Genomic DNA, 15,545 nt, shown 5'->3' with positions numbered 1-15,545 from the left:
GCATTTATGGGTTTTCCAATTAGTTTTTCCGATCCAAAACCCGTTTCAAACTAAGGCTGCAGTTGTTTCCGCTCGTTATCCGGCATCAAATTAATAGGACGGCTGACTTCCTGCACTTCTGCCCCATCTTCTTTATGCAGATAAACCTCAAGCTGATTGAACGCAATATTGATGTCGTTTTCGCGACAAAGCTTATCAATCGCGCGGTTTAACTCATCCACGGTGTAACTACGATCGCGCAGTTCACGTACATACAACCGCAATTCATGATCGAGTGTACTGGCACCGAAATTGAGGAAAAACACCTGCGGTTCCGGATCGGACATAACTCTCGGATTATCATGAGCGGCTTTCAGAAGAACTTCTTTAACTTTATCTAAATCAGAGCCATAGGCCACGCCAACTTTAATCAGAATACGGGTAATCGTATCCGACAGCGACCAGTTGATTAAGCGCTCGGTAACAAAGGCTTTGTTTGGGATGATCACTTCTTTCCGATCAAAATCGGTGATGGTGGTGGCGCGGATACGAATTTTGCTAACCGTACCGGAGAAAGTGCCGATAGTCACCGTATCACCGATACGCACCGGACGTTCGAACAAGATAATGATACCGGACACAAAGTTAGCGAAGATTTCCTGCAAACCAAATCCCAGACCCACCGTTAGCGCCGCGACCAGAAATTGCAGCTTATCCCACGAAACGCCGAGAGAACTTAAGGCGGTAATAGCCCCGACCGAGGTAATCAGATAAGTGAGCATAGTGGTTATGGCGTAGGACGTGCCCTGACGCAGCTGCAAGCGAGATAATACCAGCACTTCCAGCAATCCTGGCAGGTTGCGGGTCATGACATAAGCCACCACCAGCGCCATAATCCCCACCAGAATATTACCCAGCGTCACCGCCTGCTGCACATTGGCACCGGCAACCGTGCTGTTGTAATGCCACAGAGTGATACTGTCCAGATAGGAGATAACCGTGACTAAATCCGACCATATCCAGTAAAACGCCGTAGCAAAAATCAGGAACAGCACCATCGTGGTCAAACGTAATGACTGCTGGTTAATTTGATCCAACGCCAGCGGCGGCTCCTCTACCGGCTCACTCCCTTCCGCCCCTTCTTTCGCCAAACTCTGGCGACGAGCAATGGCGCGTCGGTAAGCCAAACGGCGGGCGGCAACGCCTAAGCCTCGAATCGCGGTCAGATAAACGATATTCCACAGGAAGAATAGATAGATACTGTCAATCCAACGCCCGGCCAGACGCAGCGTAGTATAGAAATAACCCGCAGCCATCAGGCCAATCAGAATCACCGGCGTCACCGCAATGGCAGTCACTATCACCAATCGCACCGCGTGGCTGTTTTTCTCACGCCAGCTATCACGACAGAATGGGAAAACAAATACCGCTAGCAGCGCTAACGCAATCACCACTACCACCTGACCGATAACATCATCCACCAGCCGTAGAGGACTTTTCTCGCCCAATACCGACCAGAAAATCACCGGCAGCAGCGCTACGCCCAAACGTACCATTTGCCGACGGTAATGCGCGCAGCGCTCAGCGGCAATATTGAAGTGACGTTCGGTAATCCCCCCTGGGGACAACATGCGGTAGGTCAAATCGAATATCAGCCAGAACAAGGCCAATTGCTGGAAGAAGCTCCAGAGGAAATCACTAATCGCCATCTCCGATTGAAGGCACCAATAGCCTACAAGCAGAATCAGCACCACACCCGGCAATACCTTTAATAAAATGAGCAAAATCGCCTTCGGCGTATGCATCTGCGTATCGTGTTTTAGCTGACCAACATCGTTCGCCAGACTATCCAGATGGTTATCTATGATTTTATAGCGCCAGCGAATCACGCCGACCAGCAGCAACCCCGGAATCACAAAAATCAAAGATTTCAGTAATCCCGCCAGAATATCGCTAGGGGAAAATTTGAAATGAAGATTGCTCAACTCACTGTGAATCGCCTCGGGCAAGCTTTTCAACCACGACCAATCCATCGGTTTATTGCTACTCACCCAAAAGATTTGTTGCGTTAAAGTATGTTGCAGTGAGCTGTTGACGCTGAGTAATTGCTGCTGATTTATTTGCAGATTAATCGCCAATGTCAGTTGGTTACCCAACTGTTTATTCAATTGATCCAACAGCTCACGGCGAATATCGACAATTTGCCCCAGCGCATCTTCCACTTCGCCACTGACTTTTTCTTTACTGTCGCTCATCACCTTTTGAATATAATCATCGCCCTGGAAGAGCTGATCCCGCTGTTGATTAATTTCAAACTGTTCCAAACGCAGGTCAGCAATGCGCGTCCCCATATCGCTAATCAGGCCATCGGTCGGTAAGCTAAGCTGTTGTTGATACAAAATACGAGATAACAGCAGGCTACCTCGCAATACGGTAATTTGTTCTTTTAAATTGCGTTCAGACTGCAATGCACGATCCAGCCAGTTTTTCACACGAATATTTTGCTGAACCAGCGTATTGCCTTCTTTGGTGGCATTGATCAAACGCTGGCTTAAATCGCGATTAATCGCCAGTTCGCGGCTGACCAGCGGATCGTTTTGAATGTCGGTAGAATCATCCGGAACCTGGGCTTCTTTAGCCGTTTTTTCGGAAAGAATCAGCCGCTTACCACTGACAACCTCTTGAAGCGTTTGGATGTTACGTTCCAGTTGGCCAATATGAGCATTGGTATAATCCCGCTGCTTTTGCAGTAAATCCTGCAACGTAGTGTTGGCTTCCAGATTTCTACGTTGTAAGTCCAACTGCGCATTCAACAACACCTGTTCAGTTAACAGCATTTGCTGTTGCGTAGGACGTAAACCATCCTGTCCCGGCGCTAATCCATTGAGTAAATTACGGATTTGCTGTAGCCGCTGGGAAGCGCTATACATGGCGCTTTGTACACGTTCAGGTTGGGTTTGTAGGGAAATCAATTGGCTATTGTAAGTGGAAAGATCTTCCTGAGCCGCCTGTAGGTCATCCAGCGTTTCATTTAGCCGGGATTCCAATTGACGTAAAGAATAGTTCGCTAGTGATTCACGAGTCAGCGAATCGGAGGAGTTGCTTTTCAGCACTTCCAGCGCATCGGTCGCCTGGCGCAGTTTAGCCGGTGCCTGAGCCAATTGCTGCTTAAGCTGGTTGGTTTCCTGCTTAACCCGCTCAATGGCGTCGAGGTATTCCAGCGTTTGCACCAAATCTTGCTGAGCCAGTTTGTCGGCTGGCGTCGGAGTTTTCAGCTTCGCCAGAACATCGAGCTGATTTTGTACTTCACTACGGCTCGGCACGTCGCCATTTAAGTTCGCCGCGTTAGCCGCAGGCAAACACACCAGCGCCAGAATAAGCAGACTAAAAAGCATCCAGACACGAAGCAAGGGTGCGCTGTTGGTATTGCTGTCGGTATTATTGAAAAGCAGAGACGATTGGGTATTGAACCAGCGAATCATGATCTAACTTCATATCAGCGGAGATAATAGAAATCCTACCACGTTCGGCCAACGCCGATCATAAGAAAAATTCTTCATTGCATAAAAAACGGCCTACGGGGCTGAAAACCGCCCTATCAGCCTGAGAATTAGAAGGTTAACACTTTCTCTGCCGCCAGCGTCCACTGCGCCAGTTCGACCAAAGTCCCAATTTCAATGCCTTCAATAAGCGTCAACGCGCTAATTCCGCGCGCATCAGCACAGGTTTTACACAGTTTGATAGGAACCAACTGGGCGCTGAGAATCTCCAGCATCTGCTGAATGTTGTATCCCTCATGTGGCTTTTGTCCGGTCATAGCGGCAGTTACCGCATCGGACATCAGAAATAACCGAAGATCTAAATCGGGCTGCTGATCTTTTAGCGCAATGGATAAGCGTAGTGCGTTAAATAATGACTCATGACCATAGGCAGCACCGTTGGCAATAACGACCAAAGAACTCATATTTACCTCACGTTAATCTTATTTCGCTGAAGCGCCTTCCCCTCGCAGGGTTTGGCACCGTGAAATCATTTCCAGATAGGTATCAATTAATACCGCTGCATCCTGTTGGATATCAAAACATTCTGGGGTAAATAACCAATTTTCCATCAGGCCGGTAATATAGGCGCGCATAATGATCGCCGCACAGCGGGTATTCAAATCGGCAGGTAGCTGTTTTGCTGCGATACAGTCTTGCAAAACGGCTTCAATTCGCTCATAACTTGCCAGATAGAGGACTTTTCTTGCGTCATGGACTGAGGTCATCTCCCCGACAAATTCGCATTTGTGGAACACAATTTCCATCAAAGCACGACGTCGGCAGTCTTCTTTCGTAGCGACCAGAATATAAATCAGGATTTCTCGTAGGATACGCAGTGGATTATCGGGATATTTTGCCTGATACTCTAGTTCGAGTTCATCGATGTCAAATTCCGATAACGACCAGACTTCATTAAACAGATCGACCTTGTTTTTGAAATGCCAATAAATAGCACCACGGGTAACACCCGCAGCGTCAGCAATATCCGCGAGTGAGGTTCCTGAAACACCATGTTCAGAAAATTCTCTCACGGCGGCATCAAGAATTTGTTGCCGGGTCTCAAGGGCCTGCTGTTTGGTTTTTCGTGCCATGGCGTTGTTTTTTCGGGGGGCTGTGATTTACATACATTTGCGAATGTATGTACCATAGCACGCACATATCATTTTCGCAGCAATGGGTTTTAGAGCTTGTGATCCATTGGTTAATTAAAAATCGGACACTTGAGGTTTATCTATGAGCAAAAACAGAGGGGTAATGCCTCTGGCTGCAATTCTGGTACTTTCAGGCAGCTTAGTACTTATAGGATGTAATGATAAAGATGCAGCGCAAGGCGCCCAGGCACAACAAGCCCCTGAAGTTGGTATCGTGACATTGAAAGCTCAACCTCTCAATATTACTACTGAGCTTCCGGGGCGGACGTCTGCTTTCCGTATTGCTGAGGTTCGTCCTCAAGTTAGTGGCATTATTCTTAAACGTAATTATGTTGAAGGCAGTGACGTTACCGCCGGAACATCGCTATATCAAATTGACCCGGCGACCTATCAGGCCGCTTATGACAGCGCCAAAGGCGATTTAGCCAAAGCACAGGCCAGCGCGGAAATTGCGCGTTTGACCGTTAACCGTTACAAACCTCTGTTAGGCACCAACTACATCAGTAAACAAGATTACGATACCGCGACCTCTAACCTGATGCAGGCCAATGCGGCAGTACAAAGCGCAAAAGCTGCGCTGGAAAGCGCACGTATTAATCTGGCTTACACCAAGGTAACTTCGCCAATTTCAGGTCGTACCGGTAAATCTTCGGTAACCGAAGGCGCTCTGGTTAGCAGCGCTCAGGCCACCGCATTAACCACCGTTCAGCAGCTCGATCCAATGTATGTGGACGTGACGCAGTCCAGTGATGAATTCCTGCGCCTGAAGAAAGAACTGGCCAGCGGCGTCATGAAACAGGAAAACGGCAAAGCGAAAGTGCGCCTGTTATTGGAAAACGGCACTGAATATTCTGAAACCGGGACGCTGGAATTCTCCGGCGTAACCGTGGATGAAACCACAGGTTCCATTACGATTCGTGCCATCTTCCCTAACCCGAACGAGTCATTGTTACCGGGAATGTTCGTCCGCGCCCGTCTTGATGAAGGTGTGAGAGCAGATGCGCTGCTGGTTCCTCAGCAGGGTATTACCCGTAACCCGCGTGGTGAAGCCACCGCGATGGTCGTGGGCGAAGGTGACAAAGTAGAACTGCGCACGGTAACTGCGGCTCAGGCAATCGGCGATAAATGGCTGATTACCGACGGCTTGAAACCGGGCGATCGCGTGATTGTAACCGGCTTACAGAAAATCAAACCGGGCGTGCAGGTGAAGGCGCAGGAAGTCTCTGACGCCGCACCGGCAGCAGCACCGGCTGAACAAGCGAAGAAGTCTTAAAAGGAGCCGGTAATTCATGGCTAAGTACTTTATAGATCGCCCCATATTCGCATGGGTTATCGCCATTATCATTATGTTGGCGGGCGCACTTGCGATAATGAAACTGCCCGTAGCGCAATATCCGACCATTGCGCCACCGGCAATTTCGATCTCTGCCAACTATCCAGGCGCCGATGCGACCACAGTTCAGAATACGGTAACTCAGGTTATCGAACAGAACATGAACGGCATCGATGGCTTGCTGTATATGTCTTCCAGCAGCGACTCGTCCGGTAGCGTACAGATCACTCTGACCTTTAACGAAGGTACCGATCCGGATATCGCGCAGGTTCAGGTGCAGAACAAACTGCAACTGGCCATGCCGCTGTTACCGCAAGAAGTACAACAGCAAGGCGTTAGCGTCGAGAAATCCAGCAGCAGCTTCTTAATGGTTGCCGGCTTTATTTCCGAAGATGGCACCATGCAGCAGGAAGATATCGCCGACTACGTAGGTTCGAACATTAAAGATCCTATCAGCCGTACCTCCGGCGTGGGTGACGTTCAGCTGTTCGGTTCCCAATATGCGATGCGTATTTGGATGGATCCACACAAGCTGAACAACTACAAGCTGACGCCGGTTGACGTTATCAATGCGATTAAAGTGCAGAATAATCAGGTGGCAGCAGGCCAGCTTGGTGGTACACCGCCAGTGCCGGGCCAGCAGCTTAACTCGTCTATTATTGCGCAAACCCGTTTGACCTCTGCGGAAGAATTCAGCCAGATCTTGCTGAAAGTGAACACCGACGGCTCTCAGGTTCGCCTGAAAGACGTCGCAATCGTCAAATTGGGAGCGGAAAGCTACAGCGTTATCGCTCGTTTCAACGGTAAACCTGCGGCAGGTATCGGTATCAAACTGGCTACCGGGGCTAACGCCCTGAACACTTCGGCGGCAGTAAAAGCCGAACTGGCCAAGCTGCAACCGTTCTTCCCAGCCGGTCTAAAAGTAGTTTACCCGTACGACACCACGCCATTCGTTAAGATTTCCATCAACGAAGTGGTGAAAACGCTGGTCGAAGCGATCATTCTGGTATTCCTGGTTATGTATCTGTTCCTACAGAACTTCCGGGCTACCCTGATCCCAACCATCGCCGTACCTGTGGTGCTGTTGGGGACGTTCGCCATTCTTTCCGCCTTTGGCTATTCGATAAACACGCTAACGATGTTCGGGATGGTGTTGGCGATAGGGCTATTGGTGGATGACGCCATCGTTGTAGTAGAGAACGTCGAACGTGTGATGCAAGAGGAAGGGCTACCGCCGAAAGAAGCCACCAAGAAATCCATGGAGCAGATCCAGGGCGCATTGGTGGGGATCGCGATGGTGCTTTCTGCGGTATTCATCCCGATGGCCTTCTTCGGTGGTTCTACCGGTGCGATTTACCGTCAGTTCTCTATTACCATCGTTTCTGCCATGGTGCTGTCGGTTCTGGTGGCGTTGATTCTGACACCGGCACTGTGCGCCACTATGTTGAAACCTATTCCTAAAGGTTCACACGGCCCGAAAACCGGTTTCTTCGGTTGGTTTAACCGGATGTTCGAAAAGAGCACCCACCATTACACCGACAGCGTAGCTAATATCCTGCGCAGTACCGGCCGTTATCTGGTGATCTATCTGGCGATTGTTATCGGTATGGGCGTGTTGTTCCTGCGCCTGCCAACATCATTCCTACCGGAAGAAGATCAGGGCGTATTCCTGACCATGGTTCAGCTACCGGCAGGTGCTACGCAAGAGCGTACCCAGAAAGTGCTAGACCACGTGACGGATTACTATCTGGACAAAGAAAAAGACGTAGTTAACTCGGTCTTTACCGTTAACGGCTTCGGTTTCAGCGGACAGGGGCAAAATACCGGTTTGGCGTTCGTCAGCCTGAAAAACTGGGACGAACGTCAGGGCGAGGAGAATAAGGTACCGGCTATCGTTGGCCGCGCATCTCACGCCTTCTCGCAAATCAAAGACGGTTTGGTATTCGCCTTTAACCTACCGGCGATTGTCGAGTTAGGTACTGCGACCGGCTTTGACTTCCAACTGATTGACCAGGGTAACCTGGGGCATGAAAAACTGACTGCGGCACGTAACCAGCTGTTAGGTATGGCGGCTCAGCATTCAGACATGCTGGTAGGCATGCGTCCAAATGGTTTAGAAGATACACCTCAGTTCAAAGTGGAAGTTGATCAGGAAAAAGCACAGGCCCTCGGCGTGGCTATTTCCGACATCAATACCACACTCGGTTCCGCCATGGGGGGGAGCTACGTGAACGACTTTATCGACCGCGGTCGTGTGAAGAAAGTTTACGTACAGGCAGATGCGCCGTTCCGTATGTTACCGAGCGATATCGATAAGTGGTATGTCCGCAACAACGCGGGTGAAATGGTGTCGTTTGCCACCTTCTCTACTGCGAAGTGGGAGTATGGTTCACCGCGTCTGGAACGTTATAACGGTTTGCCATCAATGGAAATTTTGGGTCAGGCTGCACCGGGTAAAAGTACCGGTGAAGCGATGGATCTGATGGAGCAACTGGCGTCTAAATTGCCAAGCGGTATCGGCTATGACTGGACCGGTATGTCCTATCAGGAACGTCTGTCTGGTAACCAGGCTCCGGCGCTGTATGCCATCTCACTGATTGTGGTATTCCTGTGTCTGGCCGCACTATACGAGAGCTGGTCAATTCCGTTCTCCGTTATGCTGGTGGTTCCGCTGGGCGTAGTCGGGGCGTTACTCGCCGCTTCTCTGCGTGGATTAAACAACGACGTTTACTTCCAGGTGGGCCTGTTGACAACCATAGGCTTGTCGGCCAAAAACGCCATCTTGATCGTTGAGTTCGCCAAGGACTTAATGGAGAAAGAAGGTAAAGGGCTGATCGAATCTACGTTGGAAGCGGTTCGTATGCGTCTGCGTCCGATTCTGATGACCTCACTGGCCTTTATCCTCGGGGTAATGCCGCTGGTTATCAGCAGTGGTGCAGGTTCAGGCGCTCAGAACGCGGTAGGTACTGGCGTAATGGGCGGGATGGTAACCGCAACCGTACTGGCGATCTTCTTTGTTCCAGTGTTCTTCGTGGTGGTTCGCCGCCGTTTCAGCAAGAAGAATGAGGATATTGAACATAGTCATTCGGTTGATCATCAGGTTAAGTAATGCTTAACCTGCGATAACACTCTGTAAAAGGCCGCGCAAGCGGCCTTTTTCTTGCCTGGCATTTCACTAAATTTTCATCGATCCCCTTCTTAAGCACAGGTCTGACGATCGCCTCATCCATCATCATTTTTCCATTGTTTGCATTTTTGGCTTGAAACCGCTTATTTCTCGGCGCATAATTATTGTTATATTATAACATTACATAGAAGGTTATTATGAGAGCCGGTATTCACCCTACCTATCGCACCGTAGTCTTTCACGACACCAGCGCCAACGTTTACTTCACCGTAGGTTCGACCATAGCCACCGAACGCACGATCGAATTCGAAGGCCAAACCTATCCTTACGTCACTTTGGATATCTCTTCCGCTTCCCATCCTTATTACACAGGGAAACAAAAAGAATTCTCCAAAGAAGGTAGCACCGCGCGCTTCCAGCAGCGTTTTGGCCATTTTTTCAAAAAAAATAACTGATCTGGGAATGCATCATGCAAGTGCTTAGTTCATTACGTTCAGCAAAAAACCGTCATCCAGACTGCAAGATTGTCCGTCGCCACGGACGAGTCTTTGTTATTTGTAAAAGCAATCCGCGCTTCAAAGCGGTTCAGGGAGGAACTAAAAAGAAACGTTAAGTCCGATTTACCAACTTGTATTTTGCTTGTTGCCTGTAGATAAAAAGCCTCGTTGCTGCCCAACGGGGCTTTTTCTTTACCGTAAAACTCACTATGCCGTGCTTTTAGAAGTGTTGTCGCCCCCCTGCCCGTTGCAGACAGGGGAAAATAGTTATTTCATACTGGCGACGATAGTATCGACATTATGTTTGAACGCTTCCGCATAGGTAGCTGCCGGGCCAGTTTTCTGAGATAGCGCTTCAGGAAACAATTCGCCTCCGGCCTCCGCCCCGCTGGCTGCAGCAATCTGCTTCACTAAACGCGGATCGGTTTGATTCTCAATAAAATAGGTTTTTACCTTTTCCTGTTTGATTTGCTTAATCAAATTGGCCACGTCGCTGGCGCTGGCCTCGGCTTCAGTGGAAAAACCAACGGGTGCCAAAAAGGTGACGCCATATTCCTGTCCAAAATAACCAAAAGCATCATGGCTGGTCAGTACTTTGCGTTTTTCAACGGGAATACTGGCAAACTGGGCTTTAGCATAGGCATCCAGTTTTTCCAATTTCTGGATATATTCTGCACCATGTTTACGGTAATAATCCGCGTCCTCAGGATCGGCAACGATTAAAGCATTCATCACATGCGTGGCATATTGAATACCATTTTGCATACTGTTCCAGGCGTGAGGGTCGGTCACTTTTTTCCCCTCCTCCTCCATTTTCCGTGAATGAATACCCTCTGAAAGCGTCACCACCGGCCCTTTATAGCCAGAGGCCGCAATAAGACGATTCAACCAACCTTCCAGACCCAGCCCGCTGACAAATACCACGTCAGCCTGAGAAATCTGTTTGCTATCTTTAGGCGAGGGGGAAAAACTGTGCGGATCGCCGTCCGGCCCCACTAGCGTGGTGACTTTCACATGCTCACCACCGATTTGCTGCACAATATCTCCTAGAATAGAAAAACTGGCGACGGCTTCGATAGTTTTGGCCATAGCCAGCGGGCTGGACAGCAGGGCAGCGACCGCCAACGCGATAGGTAAACGCTTCATTTAATTCTCCTTTAAAGCACACACTTCTAATCCCGCGCCACGGCCCAAATGCCGCCGCGCGAGCCAAACAAAATCGAAATAAAGAAAATAATACTGGCGCTAAGCACAATAGCCGGCCCGGCGGGCAGTGAAGCGTAGTAAGACCAAATCAAGCCTACAACGCTGGAAATCATGCCGATCAGCACCGAAAAAGCTAAAGTATGAGGTAAATCCTTGGCCCAAAAACGCGCACTGGCCGCAGGTAACATCATCAACCCTACCGACATCAAGGTGCCTAAAATCTGGAAACCGGCGACCAGATTGACCACGACCAAAGCAAGAAAAATGCCATGCACCACCATCAGCCAACGCCCCATACTGACGCGCAGAAAGACAGGGTCGAATGATTCAATCACCAGGGCTCGATAAATCAACGCCAGTACTAACAGCGAAAGGGTCGCGATAGCGCCCACCATGGTCATCGCGGCGGAATCAATAGCCAGAATCGAACCGAATAACACATGCAATAAATCCATGCTGGAGCCGCGTAATGAAACCAAAGTGACGCCAAGTGCTAGAGAACCCAAATAAAAACCGGCGAAACTGGCGTCCTCTTTTAACGGTGTTTTACGGCTGACTAGCCCTGATAGCATGGCCACCGCCAGTCCAGCGATAAATCCACCGATGCCCATCGCAACCAGCGATACGCCAGAAATCAGGTAGCCAATAGCCGCACCGGGTAATACCGCGTGGGAAAGCGCATCCCCCACCAGACTCATTCGTCGTAGCAATAGAAAAACGCCAAGCGGCGCGGCGCTCAAAGACAAAGCCAGACAAGCCACCAACGCTCGTCGCATAAAACCGAAATCGACAAAAGGGTCGGCTAATAGATGAAACAAATTCATGGCTGGGCTTCCACAGACAGATTATTTTGATTGGAAAGGTTTCGGCCTGCTTCAGCGCACTCGGCAAACAAGCGTTTAGATTCATCCCAGCGACAATATTCAGCGGTGAGCTGTAATACTCGTGGAAAATGCTGCGCTACCATCGACATATCATGCAAAACGGCAATAATGGTTCGCCCTTCCTGATGGAGCTGCTGGATAACGTTTAATAGCAAGCAGAGAGTCTGATTATCAATGCCGGTAAAAGGCTCATCGAGCAGTAATAAAGGAGCCTGCTGTACCAACAACCGGGCGAAAAGTACCCGCTGCAACTGCCCGCCGGATAACACCCCAACCGGACATCTGGCCATATCCAGCATGCCGACGGTGTCCAAAGCCTGCTTGATGCGTTGTACCGATTGTCGATTCAGGCCACCAAACATCCCACTTTGTGGCCAGCATCCCATTGCTACTACATCGAACACGATAATAGGGAATTGGCGATCCAATTCGGCTTGCTGCGGTAAATAAGCCATTCTGGGAATCTTCTTGTCGCCAAAGACTATTTTGCCGCCTAACGCTGGCTGTAATCCGGCCAATGTCTTAAGTAAGGTGGATTTGCCGGCACCATTTGCGCCAATCACTGCGGTGAGCGAGCCGCGGGCAAAAGAGCCGGTAAGAGGAGCGGTGACCGGCTGCTGCCCATAACCAACCTGTAGCTGTTGCAAAGTGATCATGGCAGTGCATTCGCCCAATAAATGGCTGACCACAATAAGATCAGCACGGTTATCATGCCGAACGCGCGCAGCCATGAAGAAATTGAAAATAGCGTTCGATTCGGTACAGAAAGCGACGCTTTATGGTGATGGGATTGGCACATAGGAAGATATCAGTGAGTCATTATTGATACAATATAACATCACATCAAGTTGTCAGATTCAATACTCAAGATGATATTGATGCATAATTTAGGTAACAAAGAGTGAGATAACGCGGAGAAAGGAGAATCAGGGAGAAGAGTCTAGAGTGGGAGGCCTATGGCAATAGCAGGCAAAAAATTATGGTTTAAACTGTAAATGGCATCTAATTTAATTTAAAATAATTCGTAACAGTAAATTAAATTATCTTTACCAAATGACACCGGGTTAGCCAGCTATACTGTTTCGTATTCGGAAGGGTAATGATAGCAATATCGAATGATCTTTAGTTGCCCATGTGTAAGGCTGCGTCCCTCCATCATGGGCTTCCCTTCACATTAACCGCTCAACAGATGAATTTAGTCTTAAATTTTTCTTCTACTCACAGTGCAATAATCGGGAAATATTAGGAAGCCATGACTCTCACTCGTCAAGATTAAACAATATTAAGTCTCTTCTGACGTATTACACTACATTGCTAAGCTGTTTATTTGATTAATAATATTACTTATTCGAATTATTCAAAAACCACTTAAATCTCATGGACAACAGGCTGTATCAGCAGGTTCACTCCCTGCCCTTGAGTTTTGATACATTAAATAAATTAATTAGCCCATAAGCGAACAATTAATGAACAAGGAAATCCGAGGAGACTTCTCCCGCTGCCTCAGCTCTGTTTCACAACTGAGTGAGGTAATAAAAGATAATATCAGCACGATTGAAGAAAACCTGACGTCTGGGCTAATGTATTATTCCGAAGATGCACGCTACGCTGCAGGCTCATTAGAAATTCTTGAGATTAAAAACATTCAGCTTAACGATTATTCAATGACTTACCGTTATCAATGGTATATTTTTAACGCCTGTCTTGATATCAACACCCAAGATTACATTACTAACGCTGTAACATTTATTGTACATCCTGAAAAAATAATCTTTGATATAATAGATTACGACAAACCCTCTACCGCTGATGAATTGTAAGATTAAGTAATAAAGATAGAGCAGTGACTGAAAAAATGATTTATATTTGTATACGACAGACTTATTTACTTTCTGGCTGTTTACCTGTTCGTATAATGATTATCAGTCTACTCACTATGTGTTATCGCACCGATTAAGCGTTAACGGAGGGGATGATATGGATGAGTACTCACCTAAGCGACATGATATTGCTCAGTTGAAATTCTTATGTGAGAATTTGTATGATGAAGGTATTGCCACATTAGGCGATAGTCACCACGGCTGGGTAAACGATCCGACTTCTGCGATAAATTTACAGTTAAATGATTTGATCGAGCATATAGCTTCATTTGTGATGAGTTTTAAAATAAAATACGCGGAAGAAGCGGACCTCTCCGAGTTAGTGGAGGAATATCTAGACGACACTTATACACTGTTTAGTAGTTACGGAATTAATGACCCGGAATTGCGTCGCTGGCAGAAAACAAAAGACCGATTATTCAGACTATTCTCAGGGGAATACGTCTGTACCCTGATGAAAAATTAAGGGATAGTGCCCTATAATTTCTTTATTCATATTTTATTCATATATTGAGAAGAATTTCCATTATGACCAAAACTGACTATCTGATGCGTTTAAGAAAATGCACAACAATTGACACTTTAGAACGTGTTATTGAAAAAAATACGTATGAACTATCTGATGACGAACTGGAATTATTCTACTCCGCCGCAGATCATCGCCTGGCTGAGCTAACTATGAATAAACTGTATGATAAGATTCCTATGGGTGTTTGGAAGTATGTAAGGTAAATCGCTTAGCGCTGGTTAAGACGAACAACGTTGAGCCGATAACCCTATCGGCTTCAATGGGGTAATGATTTAACGGTTATCATAAACTATGTAAAAACTCTTTTCTGTCTGTACGGTTATTTACGTAACCCGGTACAACACCCCTTTACGCCAATATTTTAATCTAATTTTGTCAAATCCAGTTAAAAATAGCCTTTTATCCAAAACAATAATGGTTAGCTTCAAGGTTTAGGTATTATGGTTAGTGGCTAAAAATTCAATTCTTATAAGAAACACCCCAACGCTTTTTCCCCGTAGTTTTTTAAAAATATCCATTCTTGCCATTGATAAACTATGGGGATGACAAAGAGAGATATCTAAATACAAAATGTATTGAGCATATTGTGCCTTTGTCTCGGTTAAACGATACAGGCTAAAAGGATAACTACGGGGAGAGAGCAAACGTTGGTGAAATCGCTGCAACAGCCTAAAGAAAGCGATTAAATCATCTGGGTAGTGAGGTAGGAGTAGTCAGGTATAAGTCGTTGGGTGTAAATGGCGATATATGAGAAACAGGAGAGATTTAGGCTAGGCCAGAATTGGTGGAGGCCCTGCCAGCTACATCCCGGCACACACCTCGCCTGCTGCGGCTGCTTCCTTCCGGACCTGACCGAGTTCACAAGTTAGTGTTGCGGGAGAACCAACAGAGCCTCCATTGACAGCTCCTGATACTCCGAAGCGGTGGGCATTATTGACCATACCCCGCTAAATAGCAAGACAACCCGCATCAACTGGTGGTTTCTTGCCCAACAAATGGCTAGTGGCCGTCAGAAATATGTTTCTCGCAGCTCCGGGGATATTGCATGATAATAATTCCAGGCACTCGCATTCATTTAAAAAGAGCTCCGCAGAGTATGGAACAGGAAGAAGATAGTTTCCGTCAGCGCGTATTTCATGTGGTATCCGCCATTCCTTATGGTCAGGTGACCACCTATGGCACCATCGCGCGTCTGTGCGGCTCGCCACGGGCAGCCAGACAGGTCGGTGGAGTACTGAAACGCCTGCCGGAAGGCACTAGCCTACCCTGGCATCGTGTCGTCAATCGCCACGGTGAAATCTCACTAAGCGGCGAAGATTATTTGCGTCAGCAAAAAGCCTTACTAGCGGAAGGTGTCACTTTTGAAGTTCAAGGATATATCGACCTTAAACGATTTGCCTGGCGTTGGTAATAGCGG

14 protein-coding genes and 1 other RNA gene are annotated in these 15,545 nt (G+C 47.8%); 8 read left to right on the top strand and 7 right to left on the bottom strand.

From position 1 onward, the window contains the following. Positions 1-50: 50 nt before the first annotated feature. From mscK to acrR, 3 genes are all read right to left on the bottom strand, one after another. The gene (gene mscK, locus PL78_RS00610; RefSeq protein WP_064512290.1) at positions 51-3,461 is read right to left on the bottom strand and encodes a mechanosensitive channel MscK; all 3,411 of its coding nucleotides are present in this window, start codon (positions 3,459-3,461) and stop codon (positions 51-53) included. A 128-nt stretch (positions 3,462-3,589) separates the two neighbouring features. After that, the gene (locus tag PL78_RS00605; protein WP_064512288.1) at positions 3,590-3,943 is read right to left on the bottom strand and encodes a DsrE/DsrF/TusD sulfur relay family protein; all 354 of its coding nucleotides are present in this window, start codon (positions 3,941-3,943) and stop codon (positions 3,590-3,592) included. 18 nt (positions 3,944-3,961) lie between these two features. After that, the gene (gene acrR, locus PL78_RS00600; protein ID WP_064512286.1) at positions 3,962-4,612 is read right to left on the bottom strand and encodes a multidrug efflux transporter transcriptional repressor AcrR; all 651 of its coding nucleotides are present in this window, start codon (positions 4,610-4,612) and stop codon (positions 3,962-3,964) included. Positions 4,613-4,754: 142 nt separating this feature from the next. Here acrR and PL78_RS00595 point away from each other — a divergent pair, with 142 nt between their 5' ends. The 4 genes from PL78_RS00595 (at position 4,755) to ykgO (ending at position 9,745) form a co-directional block, all read left to right on the top strand. After that, positions 4,755-5,945 (top strand): efflux RND transporter periplasmic adaptor subunit, encoded by a 1,191-nt coding sequence (locus PL78_RS00595; RefSeq protein WP_064512284.1) that lies wholly within the window; start codon positions 4,755-4,757, stop codon positions 5,943-5,945. Positions 5,946-5,961: 16 nt separating this feature from the next. Continuing rightward, positions 5,962-9,114 carry an efflux RND transporter permease AcrB gene (acrB, locus tag PL78_RS00590; protein WP_064512282.1) on the top strand — a complete coding sequence of 1,051 codons (3,153 nt, stop codon included), beginning with the start codon at positions 5,962-5,964 and terminating at the stop codon, positions 9,112-9,114. A 215-nt stretch (positions 9,115-9,329) separates the two neighbouring features. After that, positions 9,330-9,587 carry a type B 50S ribosomal protein L31 gene (locus PL78_RS00585; RefSeq protein ID WP_064512281.1) on the top strand — a complete coding sequence of 86 codons (258 nt, stop codon included), beginning with the start codon at positions 9,330-9,332 and terminating at the stop codon, positions 9,585-9,587. A 14-nt stretch (positions 9,588-9,601) separates the two neighbouring features. Then, complete coding sequence (ykgO, locus tag PL78_RS19330; RefSeq protein ID WP_071889688.1) at positions 9,602-9,745, top strand: type B 50S ribosomal protein L36; 144 nt, start codon at positions 9,602-9,604, stop codon at positions 9,743-9,745. 151 nt (positions 9,746-9,896) lie between these two features. Here ykgO and PL78_RS00580 read toward each other — a convergent pair whose 3' ends face one another. From PL78_RS00580 to PL78_RS00570, 3 genes are read right to left on the bottom strand one after another with little or no spacing between them, the layout of a single operon-like run. Then, positions 9,897-10,775: a metal ABC transporter substrate-binding protein gene (locus PL78_RS00580; protein ID WP_064512279.1), complete on the bottom strand. Its 879-nt coding sequence runs from the start codon at positions 10,773-10,775 to the stop codon at positions 9,897-9,899. Positions 10,776-10,801: 26 nt separating this feature from the next. Continuing rightward, a complete protein-coding gene (locus PL78_RS00575) occupies positions 10,802-11,659 on the bottom strand; it encodes a metal ABC transporter permease (protein WP_064512277.1) in 858 nt (285 codons plus the stop codon). Beyond that, positions 11,656-12,375, bottom strand: a complete 720-nt coding sequence (locus tag PL78_RS00570; RefSeq protein ID WP_064518168.1) for a metal ABC transporter ATP-binding protein — start codon at positions 12,373-12,375, stop codon at positions 11,656-11,658. Before PL78_RS00570 ends, PL78_RS00575 begins: the two co-directional genes overlap by 4 nt. An 810-nt stretch (positions 12,376-13,185) precedes the next feature. Here PL78_RS00570 and PL78_RS00565 point away from each other — a divergent pair. From PL78_RS00565 to PL78_RS00555, 3 genes are all read left to right on the top strand, one after another. Then, complete coding sequence (locus PL78_RS00565; protein ID WP_064512275.1) at positions 13,186-13,539, top strand: hypothetical protein; 354 nt, start codon at positions 13,186-13,188, stop codon at positions 13,537-13,539. 157 nt (positions 13,540-13,696) lie between these two features. Beyond that, complete coding sequence (tomB, locus tag PL78_RS00560) at positions 13,697-14,065, top strand: Hha toxicity modulator TomB (RefSeq protein WP_064512273.1); 369 nt, start codon at positions 13,697-13,699, stop codon at positions 14,063-14,065. 62 nt (positions 14,066-14,127) lie between these two features. After that, a complete protein-coding gene (locus PL78_RS00555; RefSeq protein ID WP_064512271.1) occupies positions 14,128-14,331 on the top strand; it encodes an HHA domain-containing protein in 204 nt (67 codons plus the stop codon). Between the two features lie 588 nt (positions 14,332-14,919). Here PL78_RS00555 and ffs read toward each other — a convergent pair. Beyond that, positions 14,920-15,016: signal recognition particle sRNA small type (gene ffs / locus PL78_RS00550), an RNA gene on the bottom strand. Positions 15,017-15,173: 157 nt separating this feature from the next. Between ffs and PL78_RS00545 the strand changes: the two genes are divergently transcribed. Then, positions 15,174-15,539, top strand: coding sequence for an MGMT family protein (locus PL78_RS00545; RefSeq protein ID WP_084414258.1), 366 nt, complete (start codon positions 15,174-15,176; stop codon positions 15,537-15,539). The last annotated feature ends 6 nt before the right edge of the window (positions 15,540-15,545 follow it).

It is taken from the genome of Yersinia entomophaga (assembly GCF_001656035.1).
GTDB classification, from domain to species: Bacteria; Pseudomonadota; Gammaproteobacteria; order Enterobacterales; family Enterobacteriaceae; genus Yersinia; species Yersinia entomophaga.
This window is presented reverse-complemented; position numbering and strand designations above follow the sequence as displayed.